Annotated in this window: 20 protein-coding genes and 2 pseudogenes; 5 read left to right on the forward strand and 17 right to left on the reverse strand. The window is 61.4% G+C overall.

Annotation, left to right across the window (positions count from 1 at the left end; translation table 11 throughout):
• Positions 1 to 699: 699 nt before the first annotated feature.
• From BRA1253DRAFT_RS01925 to BRA1253DRAFT_RS01960, 8 genes are all read right to left on the reverse strand, one after another.
• A complete protein-coding gene (locus tag BRA1253DRAFT_RS01925; protein ID WP_007590570.1) occupies positions 700 to 1,212 on the reverse strand; it encodes a hypothetical protein in 513 nt (170 codons plus the stop codon).
• 33 nt (positions 1,213 to 1,245) lie between these two features.
• Positions 1,246 to 1,704, reverse strand: a complete 459-nt coding sequence (locus BRA1253DRAFT_RS01930; RefSeq protein ID WP_007590571.1) for a hypothetical protein — start codon at positions 1,702 to 1,704, stop codon at positions 1,246 to 1,248.
• 34 nt (positions 1,705 to 1,738) lie between these two features.
• Positions 1,739 to 2,188: a hypothetical protein gene (locus tag BRA1253DRAFT_RS01935; RefSeq protein WP_007590572.1), complete on the reverse strand. Its 450-nt coding sequence runs from the start codon at positions 2,186 to 2,188 to the stop codon at positions 1,739 to 1,741.
• Positions 2,189 to 2,191: 3 nt separating this feature from the next.
• Positions 2,192 to 2,629 (reverse strand): hypothetical protein, encoded by a 438-nt coding sequence (locus tag BRA1253DRAFT_RS01940; RefSeq protein WP_007590573.1) that lies wholly within the window; start codon positions 2,627 to 2,629, stop codon positions 2,192 to 2,194.
• 164 nt (positions 2,630 to 2,793) lie between these two features.
• Positions 2,794 to 2,952 (reverse strand): hypothetical protein, encoded by a 159-nt coding sequence (locus tag BRA1253DRAFT_RS01945; RefSeq protein WP_354170726.1) that lies wholly within the window; start codon positions 2,950 to 2,952, stop codon positions 2,794 to 2,796.
• 210 nt (positions 2,953 to 3,162) lie between these two features.
• Positions 3,163 to 3,378: a hypothetical protein gene (locus BRA1253DRAFT_RS01950; protein WP_007590575.1), complete on the reverse strand. Its 216-nt coding sequence runs from the start codon at positions 3,376 to 3,378 to the stop codon at positions 3,163 to 3,165.
• 62 nt (positions 3,379 to 3,440) lie between these two features.
• Positions 3,441 to 3,656 carry a hypothetical protein gene (locus BRA1253DRAFT_RS41000; protein WP_007590577.1) on the reverse strand — a complete coding sequence of 72 codons (216 nt, stop codon included), beginning with the start codon at positions 3,654 to 3,656 and terminating at the stop codon, positions 3,441 to 3,443.
• A gap of 2,411 nt (positions 3,657 to 6,067) precedes the next feature.
• Positions 6,068 to 6,691 carry a hypothetical protein gene (locus tag BRA1253DRAFT_RS01960; protein WP_007590579.1) on the reverse strand — a complete coding sequence of 208 codons (624 nt, stop codon included), beginning with the start codon at positions 6,689 to 6,691 and terminating at the stop codon, positions 6,068 to 6,070.
• 86 nt (positions 6,692 to 6,777) lie between these two features.
• Here BRA1253DRAFT_RS01960 and BRA1253DRAFT_RS01965 point away from each other — a divergent pair, with 86 nt between their 5' ends.
• The 4 genes and pseudogenes from BRA1253DRAFT_RS01965 to BRA1253DRAFT_RS01975 form a co-directional block, all read left to right on the forward strand.
• A complete protein-coding gene (locus BRA1253DRAFT_RS01965; RefSeq protein ID WP_007590580.1) occupies positions 6,778 to 7,566 on the forward strand; it encodes an outer membrane protein in 789 nt (262 codons plus the stop codon).
• Between the two features lie 223 nt (positions 7,567 to 7,789).
• Positions 7,790 to 8,035 (forward strand): annotated as a pseudogene (locus BRA1253DRAFT_RS46105) (helix-turn-helix domain-containing protein); the annotation flags it as partial.
• Between the two features lie 26 nt (positions 8,036 to 8,061).
• Positions 8,062 to 9,195, forward strand: a complete 1,134-nt coding sequence (locus BRA1253DRAFT_RS01970) for a site-specific integrase (protein ID WP_007590581.1) — start codon at positions 8,062 to 8,064, stop codon at positions 9,193 to 9,195.
• A gap of 32 nt (positions 9,196 to 9,227) precedes the next feature.
• Positions 9,228 to 10,302, forward strand: a pseudogene (locus BRA1253DRAFT_RS01975) (ComEC/Rec2 family competence protein); the annotation flags it as partial.
• Positions 10,303 to 10,440: 138 nt separating this feature from the next.
• Here the strand turns inward: BRA1253DRAFT_RS01975 and BRA1253DRAFT_RS01980 are convergent.
• The 6 genes from BRA1253DRAFT_RS01980 to BRA1253DRAFT_RS02005 all read right to left on the reverse strand — a co-directional run bounded on the left by BRA1253DRAFT_RS01980 (position 10,441) and on the right by BRA1253DRAFT_RS02005 (position 15,824).
• Positions 10,441 to 10,875 carry a hypothetical protein gene (locus tag BRA1253DRAFT_RS01980; protein WP_007590582.1) on the reverse strand — a complete coding sequence of 145 codons (435 nt, stop codon included), beginning with the start codon at positions 10,873 to 10,875 and terminating at the stop codon, positions 10,441 to 10,443.
• 451 nt (positions 10,876 to 11,326) lie between these two features.
• Positions 11,327 to 12,028, reverse strand: a complete 702-nt coding sequence (lexA, locus tag BRA1253DRAFT_RS01985; protein WP_007590583.1) for a transcriptional repressor LexA — start codon at positions 12,026 to 12,028, stop codon at positions 11,327 to 11,329.
• Positions 12,029 to 12,204: 176 nt separating this feature from the next.
• Complete coding sequence (gene glp / locus BRA1253DRAFT_RS01990) at positions 12,205 to 13,416, reverse strand: gephyrin-like molybdotransferase Glp (RefSeq protein WP_007590584.1); 1,212 nt, start codon at positions 13,414 to 13,416, stop codon at positions 12,205 to 12,207.
• Positions 13,417 to 13,689: 273 nt separating this feature from the next.
• On the reverse strand, positions 13,690 to 13,881 hold the full coding sequence (locus BRA1253DRAFT_RS01995) for a hypothetical protein (RefSeq protein ID WP_007590586.1): 192 nt from the start codon (positions 13,879 to 13,881) through the stop codon (positions 13,690 to 13,692).
• Between the two features lie 168 nt (positions 13,882 to 14,049).
• Positions 14,050 to 14,682, reverse strand: coding sequence for an HAD family phosphatase (locus tag BRA1253DRAFT_RS02000; protein WP_007590587.1), 633 nt, complete (start codon positions 14,680 to 14,682; stop codon positions 14,050 to 14,052).
• An 8-nt stretch (positions 14,683 to 14,690) separates the two neighbouring features.
• Entirely contained in the window at positions 14,691 to 15,824 is a 1,134-nt protein-coding gene (locus BRA1253DRAFT_RS02005) for an alpha-hydroxy acid oxidase (protein WP_007590588.1), read from the reverse strand.
• Positions 15,825 to 16,130: 306 nt separating this feature from the next.
• Between BRA1253DRAFT_RS02005 and BRA1253DRAFT_RS02010 the strand changes: the two genes are divergently transcribed.
• On the forward strand, positions 16,131 to 17,468 hold the full coding sequence (locus BRA1253DRAFT_RS02010; RefSeq protein ID WP_007590590.1) for a S41 family peptidase: 1,338 nt from the start codon (positions 16,131 to 16,133) through the stop codon (positions 17,466 to 17,468).
• Between the two features lie 75 nt (positions 17,469 to 17,543).
• Here the strand turns inward: BRA1253DRAFT_RS02010 and BRA1253DRAFT_RS45810 are convergent, their stop codons facing one another.
• From BRA1253DRAFT_RS45810 to BRA1253DRAFT_RS02020, 3 genes are all read right to left on the reverse strand, one after another.
• Complete coding sequence (locus BRA1253DRAFT_RS45810; protein WP_256375787.1) at positions 17,544 to 17,675, reverse strand: hypothetical protein; 132 nt, start codon at positions 17,673 to 17,675, stop codon at positions 17,544 to 17,546.
• A gap of 45 nt (positions 17,676 to 17,720) precedes the next feature.
• Positions 17,721 to 18,581, reverse strand: coding sequence for a DMT family transporter (locus BRA1253DRAFT_RS02015; protein WP_035992605.1), 861 nt, complete (start codon positions 18,579 to 18,581; stop codon positions 17,721 to 17,723).
• 69 nt (positions 18,582 to 18,650) lie between these two features.
• Positions 18,651 to 19,211 carry a TetR/AcrR family transcriptional regulator gene (locus BRA1253DRAFT_RS02020; RefSeq protein ID WP_245285849.1) on the reverse strand — a complete coding sequence of 187 codons (561 nt, stop codon included), beginning with the start codon at positions 19,209 to 19,211 and terminating at the stop codon, positions 18,651 to 18,653.
• Positions 19,212 to 19,365 lie beyond the last annotated feature (154 nt).

Genomic DNA, 19,365 nt, shown 5'->3' on the forward strand with positions numbered 1-19,365 from the left:
TCATCGACGGCCATCCCCATAGCCGCATCAAAGACCTCATGCCGTGGCGATTCCGCAAAACGTCAAGCCAGCCTCAATAGGGTTGCGGCTAAGCGCTTACGATGAGCGGGCGTGGCGTCGCGTTGAAGATCAGACGGAAGTGGTGACGGCTGATCCTGGTCTCACTCCCCCGCGACCATAGAGCGATGTTCGGTTGAAGGCTATCAGAAGCCGATCCGGTGAGGCTTTTCCTCAAGCTTCGGCATTTCGATGATCATTACGGACATGTCTGGCTGTGATGCTGCAACAGCTGAACGTTCCGCGCTCGTTCAAGGCCATCGAAAGTTAACATATCCGGATCAGAAGCTGCGATTTGGCGGAGATGAAGGGAGGCGTCGCTGCCTCCTCCAACCAGGGTAATTCCGATCTCAGCTTCGTCTGACATGTTGGCCGGGAAATTGTCGATCAGAAATCTTAAGCGATCAAGCATATAGCCGGCCGGGTTGTGCCGCTTGTGGATGGTTTCCGATATCCGCTGCATCGCTGCATTGAGGCCGGAGAGGTATCATGGGCATGTTCAGTTCCTAAAACTCGTCAACGGGAATTCCGGGCGGGTTCAAAGCAGACTGCCCGCACTTTAGCTGTACGGCCGCGCCCGAACCCACCGAGGTGAGGGCCGCAAGCACGACGTTCCGATTCCGCCGGCCGGCCATCGTCCCCCTACGTGATGCCATGCACTTCGCTCATAAGGGACAGCATCATCATCATAGATGCAATGTATGCGCGCCTCTCTGGCTCGGTATTGCCGGCGTCGGTTGACCGCTGTGCGACCTTAGAGGCCATTGTCACCAGCGGGTGCTCAGCTTCGTTCTTCAAAATTCTCATTGTGTAAAAGCAAATGGCAGCCGCGTCGTCCGCGCCTCGATTGAAGTCCACGTCGTCGTTCGAGGACATCTCGACAGTTCGGGCGACTAGTGCCCGGCCGTTGAGATTGGAGACCGACGTTAGAATATCGCCCATGGCGGCCCCGAGTTCCTCGGTCTTGATCGATCCTCGCGTGGCCAACTTGGCATGGTGGCCGGCGGTGAAAGTGAGAAACCCGAGAATATAGGGGGTAGTCCAGAAGCCGGGCGATAGGCCCTGACTGTGCTGAATGCTTGCTATCAGAGGACGAATGGCCTCAACCGCCGCTATGGTAGCCACTTTGCGCCGTGAGTTGAAGAGCCCAAACATCCCGTACTTTCGTTTCGTTTATGGCTAGGCGATCTACTTCCAAGCCCAAAGGACATGGAAGGCGCCTCCCAGAAGCGCTAGAACCGACAAAACTCCGCAGGCCATCGAAAGCCATTTCGTCGCTTCAATCTCGCCGGCCTTGGTGGTTTCCGTTGGCCAGCTTGACTGATCGAAAAGCATCGCTGGCTTGGCCCAGAGGCTGTACTGACTGGCAGCCGCGCTGAAGTTTAGCCACGCGCAAAAGCCTGCCCCGAGCGCTAAGATCATCCCGATGACGAACCAGAGGATGGCTGCCAGATAGGGCGGCACTCCCGTGGCAGAAGCCCTGAATGCGAGCCCTGCAATGGCTGACCCGTGCATAAGGAAAATCGACGAAATCAGCCACTTTCCATAGTCCGCCTGCGCGGCGTAGGACAGCCTTCTCATCTCTAAGAGGGTATCGTAGGTGAGCTTCGCAGTCTCTTTGTATTGATCTTGGCCTTGATCGCTCACAGTGCCCTTCCTTGTACGTTAATCTTCAGCGTCGTCACGAGGAAGAGTGCATGCGCAGGGCGGCCTCGAGTCGGGCCGTTGAATTCCTGCGCTCCTGACCGTAAACGCCGAGCGTGTTTGATAAGGCCAACAGCGCTACGCCGGCCTCCGACACCTTGAGACGGAATATCCGCAGCATTACCCAGGTTGCCAGCGGCTCAGTTTTAGCGAAGGCCTGAAGCTTCGCGCCGAGCTCGCGATAGCCTTCCTCAGCCGAGCGCAGACGATCAAGTTCTTCCTTTGTGGCATCAGTGCTGAGAAAGGGGCCTGTCCCATCCGCGGATTGCGATCGGAAACGCGCCGACACGTTGGCAAAGATGATCGCCTTGGTTCGCACCTCCATCACGAGGTCTAAGCCGCGGCGGAAAGGCTTTGCAAAAAACTCGGTTAGGATCCAAGCTACAAATCCTGACATCAGACCGAAGGCAATGCTTACGAGTGTCATAGCTTATCGCCGAACAACAACCACCGAGGGCGATGCCATCCACGCAGCTGCGGCTGCCGACTCTTGAGCACCTACCGATCGATTTGCGAGATTGCGGCGCTGCTCCTCGGCTGCGATGTCTGACTGAGCTTGGGTCGCCTCTTGATTAGCTTCGGCCACCGTCATTTTCCCCGCCTGCACGCGTTCGGCTATGACAGCTCGCGTCGCCCAGTATTTATCGAATAGGTCGCTATAGGTCGTGAAAGGCCTGATCGCCAGCGCGGCGGTGGTATTGCACTTGTTCTTCTCGACCATGTTTTTGGTGCCTTCGGGGAATTGCACCTTGCAGTTTTCAAAACCCTGCTGCATGGCCGCTGCTTGTTGCTGCTCACGCTCATGACGCGCGGCAAGTCCGCAGCCGCCCAGCGAGACGCAAAGCGCCACGATGCCTAAATTACGCATGTAAAAAGCCCCCCGGCCTAAAAACAATAGGGCGCACTGAACCTCAACCAGTGCGCGAGATCAATAGGTTGCGCGCGTAAAATGCGGCAACTAGGGAAAAATATGCAGGGCTTGTGGACGGACGCGCCGAAGCGCCGCTAATGGAGGACCGGCGCCGAGGGTGGTCAACGCTTCGCCAGCCTCACGCCCGGCCCGCCGTCAATCGCTTGGCCGTCGTTGAGGAAGATAACTCCCGCCGCCTCGAAGGCGGCGCGGATATCGGCAACCGTCCTGGGCAACAACTCCTCACCGCGCTCCAGTCTGGTGATCGTGTTGGTGGACACTCCAGCGGCCTCAGCGATCTCGCGAACTCCCAGATTAAGAGCGGGTTGCAATTCAGGGGCCCGCCAGTTCACGCTGCCAAGCCAGCGTGCTAAAGCAGCTCGCAAGGGACCGGTGCCCGCCGGTCTAATGTTCTTTTCAACTCCCGTCGGCTCGCAAGGTCGGCGGGTTTCTTTTCCGCGGTCGCCGCCAGCAGGCTGAATCTTCGAGGACTAGCCGAGCCGCTGGAAGTAAGGCAGCAACTTCTCAAAAATCTCTGCTCGGTGCCGGTCGATTTCCCTGGTTAGCGCATCACTGAAGCCCGGCGCTTGAGCGTGGATTGTTTCACGATCTGCAGAGACTTTCTTTGGCGTTCCATTGATGACCACCCATCCAATCAAGGCCTTCCCATCCCATTCGACTGTCTGTGTGGTGCGATCGATAGACATGCTCACCTCCACGAGTTGCTAGCGTGCATTAGCACCACGGCGCGCCAGCGCTGTTGCGAAAGCTAGCCGTCTTGGCAGGGAATACCGAAGTTGTCACAAGCGACAGCGAATGAATCTTTTGCTTTCGGATCCTCGAAGCAGAAGCGAGTGCCGATTTCCGCGCGATCGATCCACCAATCGACGTTACTGCTTTTAGCAATGCGGGAGGCTTCGCCTCGTAAAAGATCCAGTTGTCTCCCGGCAGCACGAACGATCAGGCAATTTTTCTCTTTGGACATATTACCTTCTCCAATGGCACAGGACGCCGAAGTCATTGGTACTAAGAGCCGTGAACACGAAGGCCGCAGCAGGGGACTGCTGCTGCGGCCCGCGCGCTCAAACGCCGGGTGAAAGACGACTAGGTGAAATATTTAGCCAGCCCCGGTGCGTTGATCGTAACGCAGCATCCCCGGCTCGCAATGTGATCTATTTCACAATCGGCAGAAGGCCTAACCTGCATCAGGGCGCCGGCTCTGCTATCCCATGAGGGTCGGGAACATTCGGCAATCTGGGCGCATTCGTCTCCAGCTCCGGGCGATATCTCGGAGCGACGCGTAGAACTTCCGGCCTCAGGAAACATCCTCTGGGGCCGGCTTTTTGTGGGATGCTGTGGCGAGAGCTTGATTTAGCCGTCGCCTATCCCATTTGGCATATGAAAGGTGGCAGTCCGAAGGCGGTTTCACCTCATGGAAAGCGACCGGGATATTTTGGCAATTCAGCGGAAGCTGGTACACTGTCGCCAGCTCGCGAAAGACTTTCCTGACGGACCAACGGCGAAGCATATCCGCGAGTTGGAGGACGACCTGAGGGCCGAGCTAGTGGCCGAGTTGCGCACCACAACACCGGCACCGGTTGACCAACCGCCGGTAGGAACTCGACCAGCGCTCCAACGTTGGCGCCTCATGCCCAAAGAGATCGCGATAGCGCTCTGGTCACTGGCTGCCGCCTGCGTAGTCGCGTTTAGCGTGGCGGCTCTCGTTTCTCCTCACTAACTGCCCAAAAGAGACGACCCCGGCTGGATTGCCTGGGGGGTCAAGGCCGGGGCCGCTCCGCCAGCTCGACGGAGAGAGCTAGCGAGACAGCAAGCCGGGCAGTGATTGCTAGGTTCCTACGGCTGTCAGCAGATCCCGCCCGAGTGTTAGCAGCCGCACGTAGGTACCGCTCTCGTGCAGATCGAGCCAGCCGCGCTCGACTGCATACCAAATCAGGCGGCGGACTGAACAGGAGTCTTCTTTTCATTCATTCTAGCCGCGCGTAAAAGAGTCCGCCGACTGAGACGGGATTTTTGGCTACATTTCGTGATTGAGCTACTTAATTTTCTAATCGACTAACACTTACTTATTTCAGCAATCATAGGAGGCGCGAATGTCCTCTCAAGAAGCAGACGATCGACGCGAATTTTTAAGATCCTGCGGCAGGTTCGCCGCCGTAACACCTCCGACCATCACAGCGTTGCTTTCGACCTCACTGTGCAGCAACGCCATTGCCAGCTCCGACGGCCGGGGTCGTGTATGCCTAATAAGTATCGCTGAGCGTGGAAGGTCGTAACGACGGGCGGCCTTAGACTGTCGCGCGTGCTTGGCCTGAGTTGCCCGCGACTGTCATGCCAGTTCGGGACGATATGCACAGATCCTGCGGCGCCACATGCTGAGCAGACCAGGCGCAAGCCGACGGGCGACTACGGCTGATCCTGCGGGAGTGTATTGAGCCGCACGTCGACCCTGCGACGGCAGAGACCGTTCAGGCATTGGATGTTGCAGGTCACGTGGCCCTCAGCCAGCCATTCCGTAGGGCTGCGGGGCGGATAATGGCCGGCCCATTTCGTGTATCGGCGAGTGCGCATGCCGCCATCAAAGCGGCATCATAAGCAGTGCGCAAATTGTCGATTCCTAGTAGGTCTCGGCGGTTGCGAGCTACTGTGCGTCGTGGGTGTGGAGAACTAGCGGAGCGGCTTGCCAGCCCCAAAGCTGGGGCGGGCCCTCCGCAGGCGAGCCAGAACAGTAAAGGAGAGCGCTGCCGGGCTCGAAATGCCAGTCCCCCCGGCGGCGCTCTTGTCTCAGACTGGGCACTGAAATCCCACTCTGTTTTGAATGTGCAATGACTGTGCCACAGGTTGATGACGGCGCCTTGCTCGGCCGCGGGTTCGTGCTGGCGCCCACGTCGAATCTTGAGCGGCACAGAAGCGGCCCCAGCCCGGGGCTGGCTAGGACTGGGGCCTTGGGCGCACTTCTCCCAAAGGCTGGGGATTATTGCTTCCTCATGCCTTCGCCACCGTAGTCAGACTTGCTGACCATTGCCATTTTTTCCTGCTTAGAAAATAGGCATAGGTGATCTGCTTAGATGGACACTCGCCTATTTGGCCAGTCAAAGAGGCGGGCCCGCAGTTCTCCGGGCGAGAACAGATTGTGATTTTAATAAATCTTCGTTTGTTCCAAGAGCGTGTATTTATAAGCGGAACACCCAGAAGTAGGGCCGCCTCAGTGGGCGGCTTAGAGGCGCCCCCGGCTTGGGGGGCCTGAGGGTTGATGCCGGGGCCGCTCCGCCAGCTCGGGGAGACAGCTAGCGAGACAGCAAGCCGGGCAGTGATGCTAGGTTCCTATGGCTGTCAGAAGCAGCCGCATTGAACTTCCCCATTCTCCAAGGCGCGCATCTAGTCGCGGGAGGCATGGGATATCTTTCGCGGACGACCAAGTTTCGGACGAGGAGCCCTGGCCTTGGGCTGCATGCCCTCGATCACGAATCTCACCTGTAAGGCGGTGAAGAGGTTAAAAACCCGGCTTAGCTGCGGGTCAACTTTCCCGCCAAATGTCTTGTAGACATTCGTTCGCAACATCCCGAGTTTGTGCGCAAGCGCGGTCACGTTTTGCGCTTTCACGACGCTGCTGAGTCCTCGAATGGCATCCGCCGGATTCTCGCAAGCGAAAGCCTCACTCAGGCGAGCCGCGGCCCCGTCTGGGCTGTCAGTGCCGGACACAGGCACAACGCAGGCCCTTACGTTTATTGCGCTAAACAGCCTGAGTATTCGGCTTAGCTGCGGGTCGATTCGCCCTCCAAACGTCCTGTAGAGTGCGTCTCGCCGCAAACCAGCGTCTCGCGCCAATATCTGGACGTTCTGGGCTTTCATGACCCGGCTAAGCGCGTTCTTTGCCTTCAGTAGGTCATTTTCTGCAAATTGTTCAGTCAGATAGGCTGATATTGCCGCCGGATTATCGCGGACCAAATCGGCTATATTTGCCTCATCGCCTGTCAGCATCACTAAGAGTTTGTCCGTCACTGTGGCCGCCGAGCTACAGCATTTCTAGCGGATGCATCTAGGTTACCACCATCAGATATTGACCGCTTCCACTTGGGGACATGAAGATGAAAAAGACTTTGCTCGCGCTGGCCGCCATTGCGGCGATGACCGGTTCGGCCTCAGCCGCTGACCTTGGCGCCCGTCCCTACGTGAAGGCGCCGATGCCGGCTCCGGTCGCTAACTGGACTGGCTTCTACATCTTCGGCGGCGGCGGCGGCGGTCTCTCGAATGCCGACCAGCATATCAACGACACGGCCACGGGCATCCCGCTGACGATCGACCAGCGTCAGGGCGGGTCCGGTTGGTTCGGCACCGTCGGTCTCGGCTACGACTGGCAGTTCAGCGGTACCTGGGTCGCTGGTGTGTTCGCCGATGGCCAGTTCGGCAGCATCCGCGCCACCATCCAGGACCCTATCTTCGACATCACTGGCACCCAGAAGCTCGAAACTTCGTGGGCCGCTGGCGTACGCCTCGGTTGGCTCGCTGCTCCGAACGTTCTCACCTACGTCAATGGTGGTTACTCCGGCGCTCACTTCGGCCGCACAAACTTTATGGACCTCGCTGGCGTTGACGCTGGTGTGCATCTCAACGGCTACAACCGCAACGGCTGGTTCATCGGCGGCGGCGTCGAGAACAGCCTGAACTTCTTCGGCATCAACTCGCCCGGCTGGTTCATGAAGACCGAATATCGTTCGGCCTTCTACAACGCCAAGAGCCAGGCCGAGCTCGACAACGTCACAAACCTCCCGTTCGTGGGCGGGCACGATGTCCGCGCCAACAGCTGGAACCAGACGATCTCGACCTCGCTGGTCTACCGCTTCAACTGGACCGGTCCGGTGGTCGCGAAGTACTGATCCGAACGCAAGTTTAGACGTCAAAGCCCCGGCATTGTCCGGGGCTTTTTCGTTATGGCTGTTGCTTTCCCTTTGAGGAGCAGGAGATAAGTCGCCGCCACTGCCTAAACGCCCAGTGGTGGGAGCTGGCGCCTTTTTCGGTAAGGCAAGTAACGAAGTATTACAAATCAGCTCCAACGTAGGTTTGCGCCGCATTTATTCCGGAGCGACCCTGTATAGTTCAATGAGTGCGTCGGATTCGCCCGGCGAGGTTTGCAGAGCAATATTTCTCAGGGGCACGCTCTTGCCCGATCCAGCAAATGACAACCACCGCCTGCTCACACCCGAGCAGGCGGCCTCTCGGCTTAACATCACCGAAGATCATCTCCGCGCCCTCGTTAGCGATGGGGCAATTGGATACATCAACGTCGGGCTCGGGAAAAAGCGGCCACGCCGCCGATTCACTGAGACGGATCTGAACCAATTCATTGAAGGCCGCCGCAGGAGGGAAGTGCCGTGTCCGTCTACCGTGACAAGCGTTCGCCGTATTACCAATTCGACTTCCAGCACGAAGGTCATCGGTTTCATGGCAGCACGAAATGCACGGCTAGACGAGATGCAGAAAAGTTCGAGGCTGCAGAGCTAGAGAAAGCTAAGGCGCTGGTGAAGGCGACGCGGCGCGCTAAGGCGTCGCTCACTATTGATGACGTTGCCGACCGCCTCTGGAACGATAGCGCGCAGTACGACTCGGAGCCGAAGGCTACGGAGACCAATCTGGCGCGGCTGATCAAGTACTTTGGCAAGGAGAAGCCGCTAACAGAGATCGACCACAAGGCAGCCAAGGAACTGGTGGCGTGGCGGCGTGGCCACCGGGTCTCTCGCCGCGGCAAGCGTACCAAGGAAGCGGAGCAGGCCCTGCCGCTGGTCTCAAACGCTACGGTCAACCGATCGGCGACCAAGGTGCTGCAGCGGCTATTCACCTTCGCCAAGGCCGAGAAGGTGGTGTTCGAGAATGAGCCCGAGTGGGACAAGCTTTTGCTAGCAGAGCCGGTGGAGCGTGTCCGCGAACTGAAGATCGAGGAAGCCGACGCCCTCGATGACGCGATGCGCGCCGACTATGGGCCGTTCTTTGACTTCGTCCGCGCCAGCGGCATGCGGCTGAGGGAATGCGTGACACTGCGGTGGTCCGAGGTGGATTTCGGCACCAAGCAGATTGTCCGTCTCGGCAAGGGCGGGCGTCGCGTGGTGTTTCCGGTCACGGCAGCGGTTCGTGATATCCTGTTCCCGCTGCGGGGGCAGCACCTGGACTTTTGCTTCACCTATGTGGCTGTCTACGGCAACAGGCGACTTGGCCGTGTGAGGGGCCAGCGCTACCCGCTAACCTATACCGGGGCCAAGACGGCCTGGCAGCGGCTGCGGGCCGGCTCTGGCCTGAAGGACTTCCGTTTCCACGACTTCAGGCACGACTTCGGAACGAAGCTTCTTCGCGACAGCGGTAACCTGAAGCTGGTGCAAAAGGCGCTCAATCACCGGGACATTAAAAGCACCCTGAGATACGCGCACGTGCTGGATGAGGACGTTGCCCTAGCGGTCGAGCGGCTCGCAGAGTCCCGGAAAAAGTCCCGGAGTAAGCTCCGGGAAGCAGGTTAAGCGCTTGAGTTAACAAGCGAACCGGGAATCAGCATTCCACATTTCAGATGTCGTTTGCGGCAACCCTCGGGCTGGTGGCGCTGGTGCAGATCGGCATGCCGAATTTGTTTGCCTCGCCGGACCATTCTGCGACTGCGCGCATTGCGATGTGGGGCGGCCGCGAGATCGCGATGCTGTTCATGGCTTCGCTGATTGCGGGATTTGCGACCACGCCCTATGCCGCTTTCCACTTCCACCGTGTCACGCCGTTCGGCGTGCTGGCCAATCTCGGCGCGATGCCGGTGGTCTCGGCAGTTGATGCCGGCGGGACTGTTGGGGCTGCTTGCTGCGCCGTTCGGGCTGGACAGTGTGTTCTGGTGGCTGATGGGGATCGGCATCGACTGGATGGTCACGGTCTCGCGCTGGGTCGCGGCATTGCCGGGCGCCGTCGGCCGCATCGCGGCGTTCGGGATCGGGCCGCTGATCGCGGCGAGCCTCGGAATCATCGTGCTGGGCTTGTTGCGGACGCCGCTGCGCTGGTCCGGCGCCCTGGTGCTGCTGGCAGCGATCCTCTGGGGACTGTCGGCGCGGCAGCCTGACATCCTGATCGCCGGGGATGGCGCGAGCGTCGCCGTGCGGGGCAGGGACGGATATCTGCACCTGATCAGGACCAACAAGGACAGCTTTCTGCTCAAAGAATGGCTCGCTGCCGACGCCGATCCGCGCGATGCCGGCGGAGCCTCGCTGGCTGATGGCGTGTCCTGTGACGAATCCGGCTGCGTGACGCCACTGGCCGACGGGAGGCTGGTCGCGCTGGCATTGCGCGTCGATGCTCTCGCGGACGATTGCAATCGGGCCGCCCTGGTGGTGACGACACGTCCCGCGCCGCCCGATTGCGCGGCGATGGTGGTCGATCGGCAGCGGCTCGCCAGCCAGAGCGCACTGGCGCTGACGCAGCGTGGTGACGGATTTGTGGTTCAGGCGGTGAGGGCGAGAGGCACGAGCCGCCCCTGGTTGCCGGCCGGCGCCGGCGAGGGTGATTTCGACGGCAGCCTTGCGCCGAAGGCGACCGCGCCCCGCATCAAGGACGCAACGCCGGCGGAGACCGACTTGCAGGCCGACGATTGATCTGATGGTGCGGAGCAACGCAGCGGGTCGGTGCGTCCGCTCGGATTCGCTGGCGCAAACCACACCATCTCGCCGGCCACGGTCGGCGATGGCAATTCAATCCTGACCTCCGACCTCGTAGCCGGAGGGGCGGCTGTTTCAGCCGATCGGCAGGTGCGTGACGGTCGGCTGCCTGTCGGCGATGATCTGCGCCTTGTGCTCGCGCTCGATGACCGACTGGGTCACAGGCAGTTGCAGCACGGTCGCGCGCTGGCCTTCGACGAGCTGCGTCACCAGCACAAATTTGCCGTCGGGGAATTCGATCGCGTCATGATGGCGGTCGGGAACGTGCGGATCGATCTTGCCGAACTTGCCCACGCGGGAATTGATGGTCCGCGTCCAGATCCAGCGATTGTCGTAGCGGACGTCGTCTGCGAAGGCGAGCTCCGTTCCCGGCAGCAGGCAGACGGCAACAGACGGATCGGCTGCGGAGGCGAAGCCGCGCGTCGAGGTGCCGCGGAAATTTGTCGTGACGATCGTCTCGCCGACTTCGGCGGGGCGCGACGCGACGGCATGCAGGCTGTAGTCACACATCGGGTGCTCCTCATGCTGGGATAGCAACCCGCGTCTCTTATCGAGGCGCAGGCCTCTATCAGAGTTGAAGCACGAAAGCTCTGCTCGGTTGTGGGCAAATCTGCGGCTGGTTTCCGCAAGCCGCGATCACATTATCTTTCCCGAATTCAATAGGAACAAAGAGAGTTGCGATGCATTCGGGAGGCGCATGCGCGAATATTGCCGGCTGGTGCAACGACCTCGATCGCTGGTCGCTGTTTCCTCGCACACTCGAGCCGCGAAGCGGTGCTGTTTCGGTGCTGCTTCTTGGGCGTCGCGAGTAGCCAGCGCCGGAGGAGGGGCCGATAGTCTGTGCAGAACCAGAAAGACTATCCAGCCGGAGCGGACGATGATCCGCTCCAATCTCTGACCGGCGATGCCGATCGGAAGCGCGCGAGGCGCCAACTTCTCCAGGTATCAAGTACGTCCGGTATCAGTACTTCCGGTAAAGCCCGATCAGCTTGCCCTGAATCTTCACCCGATTGGGCGGCAGGATGCGGACCTCATAGGCAGCGTTGGCGGGCTCGAGCGCGATCGAGGCGCCGCGACGGCGGAAGCGCTTCAGCGTCGCTTCCTCGTCGTCGATCAGCGCCACCACGATGTCGCCGGTATCGGCGCTCTCGTTGCGCTGAATCAGCGCCATGTCGCCGTCAAGGATGCCGGCATCAACCATGGAATCACCGCGCACTTCCAGCGCGTAATGTTCGCCCGAGCCGAGCATGTCGGGCGGTACGCTGATGGTGTGGCTGCGTGTCTGCAACGCCTCGATCGGCGTGCCGGCCGCGATGCGGCCCATCACCGGTACCGCCACGGGGCGTTCGCCCTCGTCCGCGGGCAGGCTGGAGCCCGCACGCACCTTGCCGAGATTGCCCTCGATGACGCTGGGGGTGAAGCCGCGGCGGCTGCCGGCGGCTGCCTGGAGCTCCGGCAGCTTGATGACTTCAATCGCACGGGCGCGGTTGGGCAGGCGTCGGATGAAGCCACGCTCCTCGAGCGCCGTGATCAGGCGATGGATGCCCGACTTCGAGCGCAGATCGAGCGCATCCTTCATCTCGTCGAAGGAGGGCGGCACGCCGCTTTCCTTCAGACGTTCACTGATGAACCGCAGAAGCTCGTATTGTTTGCGCGTTAACATCTCGACCAAAGTCCCCCGGTTGATGTCGTCCGATTCCGAGACGCAGAATTCGGCAATAAGCCGCTACATGCTCGAAACAAATCATGAACGGACACTATATGTTCGATACATGTTCCGCAACTGCTTAATTTACCGTGAACAGAGCAAACTTCGCGGAACGCGCGTTGCGGGGGTGCTCAGACGGGGAGCCGCAACACTTCGCAAGCCGTGCCGGCTTCGGCCTTCGGCGCGAATGGTGCGCGCACGAGAAGTACCTGTGCTGCAGCGAGATTCGCAAGCAGCGAAGAGTCCTGATGATTGACGGGAAGAACGACGCGTGTGCCATCGTCACGCTCCTCCAGATGCGCGCGCAGATAGTCCTCGCGCTGGTCGTTGGCGCCGACGCCGCGGCCGAGCACGGCGCGTTCGCGGCGATGGTGAATCACTGAACGGCCCGACAGGGCGCGAATCAGCGGCACCATGAACAGGAAAGCGCACACGTAGGACGACACGGGATTGCCCGGCAGGCCGATCACACCCATTGCGCCGAGTCGCCCGTGCATCATCGGCTTGCCTGGCCGCATCGCGATCTTCCAGAACGCCATCGCGATGCCTTCGTCCCGCAGTGCCTGCTGGACCAGATCGTGGTCGCCGACCGATGCGCCGCCGGTCGTGATCAGGATGTCGGCGCCGCTCTCGCGGGCGCGGCGGATGCCGGCGGTGGTCGCCTCCAGCGTGTCGGCGGCAATACCGAGGTCGATCGTCTCGGCGCCTTCGCTGCGGGCGAGCGCGTGCAGGGCGTAGCCGTTGGAATAGATGATCTGGCCGTGGCCTGGCGTGGTGCCTGGCATCACCAGCTCGTCGCCGGTGGCGAGAATCGCGACCTTTGGACGCCTGAAAACGACAAGGTGCGGATAATTCATCCCGGCAGCGAGCGCGAGGTCGCGCTCGGTGACACGGCTTCCCTTGCGCAGGAGCACGTCACCCTCGCGGAAATCGACGCCGGCGGGGCGGATGTGCCGACCGGCGATCGCGGCTTCCTTGATCATGATCCGCTTGCCGGCGGCGACCGTGTCCTCCTGGATCACGACGGCGTCCGCGCCACCGGGAACGACGCCGCCGGTGAAGATCCGTACGGCCTCGCCGGCGCCGATCGTCCCGGCGAACGGTCGGCCCGCCGCGACTTCGCCGACCACGGTGAGCTCCGAATCGATCGTCGCGGCATCGGCCGCGCGCACCGCGTAGCCGTCCATCGCCGACATCGCCTGCGGCGGCTGCGTGCGCCGCGCCGCGAGGTCACGCGCGAGCACGCGATGATGGGCCTCGTCGAGGGAAATCATTTCTTCCGGCAGCGGCTCTGCACCCGCCAGCACCGCGGCAAGCGCGTCGGAAACCGGCATCAAGGCCACGGCGAAAACTCCTGCTCGGCACGTTCGGGCGAATGTTCCGCACGTCTTCTAGCCGAGCGCGGGCGCAGAGGCAAAAACGGCTGAGCGGGCACAGTCATCCCGCCGCTTCACATTGTTCCGGAAGGCAGGATCAAGCGCGTCGCGGCATGATGCGAAGAACCTGACAAATCGGCAGGAGAGCGGCCATGGAAGCGACGAAAATCACGGCAAGGAAAATCACGGCAAGGAAAATCACGGCAAGGCGAGAACGACGAGCGCCCCGGGCTGCATCGATCAGCTCCCTGCCTGCCCGGGAGTTACGTCGGGCGCCTTGGCTCCCTGGTCTTTGTCGGGCAGCGGATCGGCCTGGGATTTCAGGTCGGCGGCCTTGCTCACAAGCTTGGCGGAAAGGTCCGAATCTGAAGTTGTCCTGGCGAATTCAAGAAGAAGAGAGGCCTGCTTGGTGAGGTAGGTTTTGCCCAGCACGATGATGCATCCGTCCGTAGAAGTCCCAACGGACTCTAAGAGTCCGGAAGGCGGTATTCCGTTCCCGGAACTCTGCACAAAAATGCACAAAGTGATCGGGTTCCTCAATTTCTCAAAATTGGTCCCGGCGGGCGGTGCCGCCGTGGGTTTCGCGACACCGACTCCTCGTCAAATGCCCAATGCCTTCAATGCGTTCCCGACGTCACGCGGCGAGGTCACATGCACCGCCGTCAAGCCGCGCGCCCGCGCTCCCTCGATGTTTTCGGCAAGATCATCGAAGAACACGATGCGCCCGGCGGGCACGCCGATCGCCGCAACGACGTGGTCGAAGGCCTCCGCATCCGGTTTGCGCAAGCCGATGCTGGACGACAAATACAGCTCTCGGAAGTGGCCGAGGAGGTCGGCATATTCCCTCGAGAAATGGTCCACGTGCGGCCGGTTGGTGTTGGAGAAAGCGTAGAGCGGCATCTGCTTCGCTGCCCGCGGCAGCAGCTCGGCGATGTCAGGCATTTCGCCGGCGAAGATCGCGTTCCAGCCTTCCAGGAACTGCGCGTCCGAAATGCCGATTCCGAGCGAGGCTCGCAATGAGGCGAAATAATCCTCATCGCTGATCTTCCCCATCTCGTGCAACCGATAGGCTTCGCTGTCCCGCACATAGCGCGCGACGATGGCTTCGGGCTTGCAGCCGGCATGTCCCGCCCAGCAGGCGATTGCCCTGGAGAAATCGATATCGAGCACCACGCGGCCGAGATCGAACAGGAGCGCATCCGCGCTGCCGGGAGAGAGCGATGTCACCTGCATCCTTTCACTCAGTATCGATATGGCTCGTGGTCGAACAGCGGAAACGCGCTGAACACACTCGGCGCGTTGGTTGCGGTCGCTTGGTGCAGGCAGGATTTGTCGAGCTCGGCGAACGACGTCGCACCCAAGAGGCCGAGGCAGCGCAGCACTTCGTCCTCGAGCAGCTCCAGCATGCGCGCCACGCCGGATTCGCCGGCCGCCGCCAGCGCCCAGCATTGTAGCCGGCCGATGCCGACCAGGTCGGCACCCGCCGCGATCGCCTTGACGATGTCGGTGCCGCGACAGACGCCGCCATCGACCATGATCTTGGCGCGGCCGTTCACGGCATCGACGATCTCGGGCAGCACATGCATGGCGCCGCGACCGTGATCGAGCTGACGGCCGCCATGGTTGGAGACGTAAATCCATTCGACGCCGTGATCGATCGCGATCAGCGCATCCTCTGGCGTCGCGATGCCCTTGAGGATCAGCGGGATCTTGAACTTGTCCTTGATCATCTTCACCGTCCGCCACTCCAGACCCTTCTGGTAATCGCCGCCGGTGGCGCGCAGGCGGCTCTCGCGAACGTAGCGCTTGGCGATGTCACGTTCGCGACGGCTGTAGTGAGCGGTGTCGACGGTCAGGCAGAAGGCGGCGTAGGCGTTCTTCTCGGCCCGGCTGACGACGTCGGCAACGAAGGCGTCGTCGCCGCGCACATAGAGCTGGTAGAGGCGCAGCGCGTCGGGCGCAGCTTCGGCGGTCTTCTCGAGGCCGGGCTCGGACACGGAACTGAGCATGTGCGCCGCACCGAAAGTACCGCAGGCGCGTGCCACGCTCGCCGCACCATCCGGATCGAAGATCTCAAGCGCGCCGACGGGGGCGAGTACCACCGGCAGGCGCATCTTGCGGCCGAACTGCTCGACCGAGCCGGTGACCTTGCGGACATCGCGCAGCACGCGTGGGCGGAAGGCGATCTCGTCCAGTGCCATGCGGTTGCGACGCATGGTGGTCTCGGTCTCGGCCGCGCCGACGATATAATCCCAGGCATTCTGGTTGAGGTTGGCGCGGGCTTTCCGGATGAATTCATGCAGATTCTGGAACGGCTCGGTGCTGGCGCCGAGCTCGACGTTCCTTTCCGGTTGGATGCGGGGTGCTTCGTTCATTGTTATCCTCCCGAGAATTTGAAGCCTTCCCTCATCGCCTAACCCGTCCGGGGCGCCAAAACCATCCTAAAATGGCACGGCAGCGAGGCGTGGGCCGGCCGGCCGACCCCCGCTGCGCACCAACCGGGTCCTGCAACGTTGCCGAAAGTTTAGGTCCGGACGAAGGGATTTTTACGGTGTACCCGCCGGCGTGGCATCCCGGCCTTGAAGAAACCAGAATGGTATTGTGAGAAGCAGGCTGGATCGCCATTTGCATGGCGGCTCCCCAGCCCCACCGAACCGCGAAGCAAAAAGGCCAGCCTATCCATGCGGAAAACCCTGCTGTTTCCACTGGGCGCGCTCACCGGAGCGTGTCTGACCCTTCTGGTAGCCAGTCCGCACGGCGGCGTATGGGCGGCACGGGCGGCAGCGAGCGCGGATGACGCCTATTCCAAGCTCAATTTGTTCGGCGAAGTGTTCGAGCGGGTGAAGGCGAGCTACGTCGAGAAGCCTGACAATGCCAAGCTGATCGAAGGCGCGATCACCGGCATGGTGACCTCGCTCGATCCGCACTCGCGCTACATGAACGACAAGGCCTGGACCGAGATGCAGGAGACCACCTCCGGCGAGTTCGGCGGGCTCGGCATCGAGGTCACGATGGAGGACGGTCTCGTCAAGGTCGTCTCGCCGATCGACGACACGCCGGCGTCTAAAGCCGGCATCATGTCGGGCGACCTCATCAGCAAGATCGACGGCGATGCGGTGCAGGGCATGACGCTCGAGCAGGCCGTCAACAAGATGAAGGGGCCGGTCGAGACCCAGACCAAGCTCACGATCGTGCGCAAGGGGGCCGACGCCCCGCTCGACGTCGCGATCAAGCGCGAGATCATCCATGTGCGCCCGGTGCGCTTCCACGTCGAGAACGGCGACATCGGTTATATCCGCGTCACCTCGTTCAACGAGCAGACCACCGATGGCCTGAAGAAGGCGATCGCATCGATCTCCAAGGACGTTCCGCCGGAGAAGCTGGTGGGTTACGTGATGGACCTGCGCAACAATCCGGGCGGATTGCTCGATCAGGCTGTGTCGGTGTCGAGTGCGTTCCTGCAGCGTGGCGAGGTCGTCTCGACCCGCGGCCGCAATCCGGAAGAGACCCAGCGCTTCACGGCGCATGGAGGCGACCTCACCAAGGGCAAGCCGCTGGTGGTTCTCGTCAATGGCGGCTCGGCCTCGGCCTCGGAGATCGTGGCCGGCGCGCTGCATGACCACAAGCGCGCCACGCTGATCGGCACGCGCTCGTTCGGCAAGGGCTCGGTGCAGACCATCATTCCGCTCGGCACCGGCAACGGCGCGCTGGCGCTGACCACGGCGCGCTACTACACGCCCTCGGGCCGCTCGATCCAGGCCCAGGGCATCGCGCCCGACATCGAGATCCTCCAGGACGTGCCGGCCGAGCTGAAGGGCCGGATGGACACCATGGCGGAGTCCCAGATGCGCGGTCATCTCCAGGCAGCCGACGGCACCGAGCAGACCGGGTCGCAGTCCTATGTCCCGCCGGAAGCGAAAGACGACAAGGCCCTGCATACGGCCTACGACTTCCTGCACGGCCAAACTGCGAATGCGGTGGCCGCCAAGCCGGCGTCGAGGGCTGCGGTGCCGAACTAGGCCCTCGCCAGTTCCAGAGATCAATCGCCCGGGCGTGGTTGACCGCTCCCGGGCGATTTCGTTTTGGACGCCGTCTCAGCTGGGATTCATGGCCGCAAGGGTGGCCTCGTAGCAGCCATCGCGCTCGGCCCAGCGCAGGGCGCGGTCGCGCTCGACCAGCACTTCGTCGCGGGGATGGACCCGCAGCTCCAGCGGCTGCGTTAACAAGGTCAGCCGCGTGCTGAGAATCTGCCAACGACGCGACTTCCAAGTTCAAATTGGTCGAGCGCTCGGTCTTAGCTGAGTGACAGCGACGCCGGAGATCGCGAGCAGCCCGCCGATCATCAACATTGGGGTCATGCGTTCGCCAAGAAACAACACGCTCGACATCAAGGCGAACACCGGAAGCAGCAAACCGAAGGGCGCGACGCGACCCATGGAGCAACGCCCGATCAGCCAGAACCACAGGCCAAATCCGACAATTCCCCCGATGAAAATCGTATAGGCGAGTGCCAGCCAACCACGTCCATCTGCAGTGACGAGGCTCGCGAGTTGTCCATGTTCAAGGAGCAGCGACATCAACATGACCTGCGGCACCGTGAACAGCGAGGACCATCCCATCAACATCAGGGGATCAAAAGGGCCGTAGCGTTTCGTCAGGACATTGGACACCGCGAATGCGAAGGCTGCCCCGACCACGAGCAGCAGTGGAAGCGCGTTTGCGGACGGGCCGGGCCCCGCTGCCAGCACGACCACGCCGACAAATGCAAGCACCACTCCAGCGGACGTGGTGAGAGACGGCCGCTCCGCGAGCAGCGGCCAGGCCAGCAGGACGGTGAAGGGCGTGGCGAGTTGAATTGCGACGGCCGACATGCTTCCCGAGCCGAGGCCGAGGCCAACATAGAAGAGCCCGAAGTTCAGTCCGCCAAGGAAAAACGAAATCGCTGCGATCGGGCCAAACTGTTGACGTGCGGGCCTTTTGACGAAGGGAACAAGCAGCAGCGCGATGGCCAGGAAGCGCAGCGCGAGGAAGAAGAGGGGTGGAAACTCCATAACGCCCACTTTGATGGCCACGAATTGATAACCCCAGAGCAAGGGGACGACCACCGCGCAGACGATCTGAAAGCCGGACATGGTATCGTTCTTTTCAAGACCGTTCGGTCTAGATATAGGCGTGCGAGCAGCGGAAACGTCCATGGTTGTCTACCTGATGAAGCGGTCGAGAAAAGCGTCAACGGTGGCTTGCGAAATGATCCGTGTCGGTGCCGTTTTACCGACCACCCGCAGGCCCTCGACGAAACAGACGAGAATTCGGGCGGCACTCGAAGGCTCGACACCATCGGCCAGCTTGCCCGCTGCCTTCGCACGGGAAAGTGCACCAGCCACCCGAGCCTCCATAGCTTTGAAAAAGCTCCCGATGCGACGATCAATTTCGGCATCACGGCCAGCCAGTTCCATGGCTGTGGCTACCAACAGGCATCCGCGCCGACCATTGGCACCGCTGTTGCGGTCAACATAGCCGGCAAGGTAGGCCCTTAGGCCGTCGATCGGCTCCCTGCGGGGGTCGAGTTCGATATCCATCCGTGTCAAGGCAATGGCAATGTAGCGATCAAGCGCAAGCAGGAACAGCGAGTGCTTGTCGCCGAAAGCGGCGTAGAGGCTGCCCCGCGAGAGCTTCGTCGCACGAAGAAGGTCCGGTAGCGCCGTGGCGTGATAGCCGCGGGACCAGAACACATCCATCGCGCGTTCGACGGCGGATTCCATGTCGAAACTTCGGGGACGGCCACGGGGCAACTGCACAGGGGTTTGGCGGGGCATTGCCGATATATAGACCGAATGGTCTTTAATTTCTAGGGGCGCCACCGCCGTTTGGCCGTCCGCCGATGTTTCTGCTTGGCCTCCCGAGCCGACAATTGCG

Origin of the sequence: Bradyrhizobium sp. WSM1253 (genome assembly GCF_000244935.1) — a bacterium.
Classification (GTDB): domain Bacteria; phylum Pseudomonadota; class Alphaproteobacteria; order Rhizobiales; family Xanthobacteraceae; genus Bradyrhizobium; species Bradyrhizobium canariense.

Coding starts and splice junctions, on each gene's coding strand:
- BRA1253DRAFT_RS01925 (WP_007590570.1), bottom strand. CDS start 1,212: ATGTTTGGGCTCTTCAACTCACGGCGCAAAGTGGCTACCATAGCGGCG.
- BRA1253DRAFT_RS01935 (WP_007590572.1), bottom strand. CDS start 2,188: ATGACACTCGTAAGCATTGCCTTCGGTCTGATGTCAGGATTTGTAGCT.
- BRA1253DRAFT_RS01940 (WP_007590573.1), bottom strand. CDS start 2,629: ATGCGTAATTTAGGCATCGTGGCGCTTTGCGTCTCGCTGGGCGGCTGC.
- BRA1253DRAFT_RS01950 (WP_007590575.1), bottom strand. CDS start 3,378: ATGTCTATCGATCGCACCACACAGACAGTCGAATGGGATGGGAAGGCC.
- BRA1253DRAFT_RS41000 (WP_007590577.1), bottom strand. CDS start 3,656: ATGTCCAAAGAGAAAAATTGCCTGATCGTTCGTGCTGCCGGGAGACAA.
- BRA1253DRAFT_RS01965 (WP_007590580.1), top strand. CDS start 6,778: ATGAAAAAGACTTTGCTCGCGCTGGCCGCCATTGCGGCGATGACCGGT.
- BRA1253DRAFT_RS01980 (WP_007590582.1), bottom strand. CDS start 10,875: ATGTGTGACTACAGCCTGCATGCCGTCGCGTCGCGCCCCGCCGAAGTC.
- lexA (WP_007590583.1), bottom strand. CDS start 12,028: ATGTTAACGCGCAAACAATACGAGCTTCTGCGGTTCATCAGTGAACGT.
- BRA1253DRAFT_RS02000 (WP_007590587.1), bottom strand. CDS start 14,682: ATGCAGGTGACATCGCTCTCTCCCGGCAGCGCGGATGCGCTCCTGTTC.
- BRA1253DRAFT_RS02005 (WP_007590588.1), bottom strand. CDS start 15,824: ATGAACGAAGCACCCCGCATCCAACCGGAAAGGAACGTCGAGCTCGGC.
- BRA1253DRAFT_RS02010 (WP_007590590.1), top strand. CDS start 16,131: ATGCGGAAAACCCTGCTGTTTCCACTGGGCGCGCTCACCGGAGCGTGT.
- BRA1253DRAFT_RS02015 (WP_035992605.1), bottom strand. CDS start 18,581: ATGTCCGGCTTTCAGATCGTCTGCGCGGTGGTCGTCCCCTTGCTCTGG.
- BRA1253DRAFT_RS02020 (WP_245285849.1), bottom strand. CDS start 19,211: ATGGAATCCGCCGTCGAACGCGCGATGGATGTGTTCTGGTCCCGCGGC.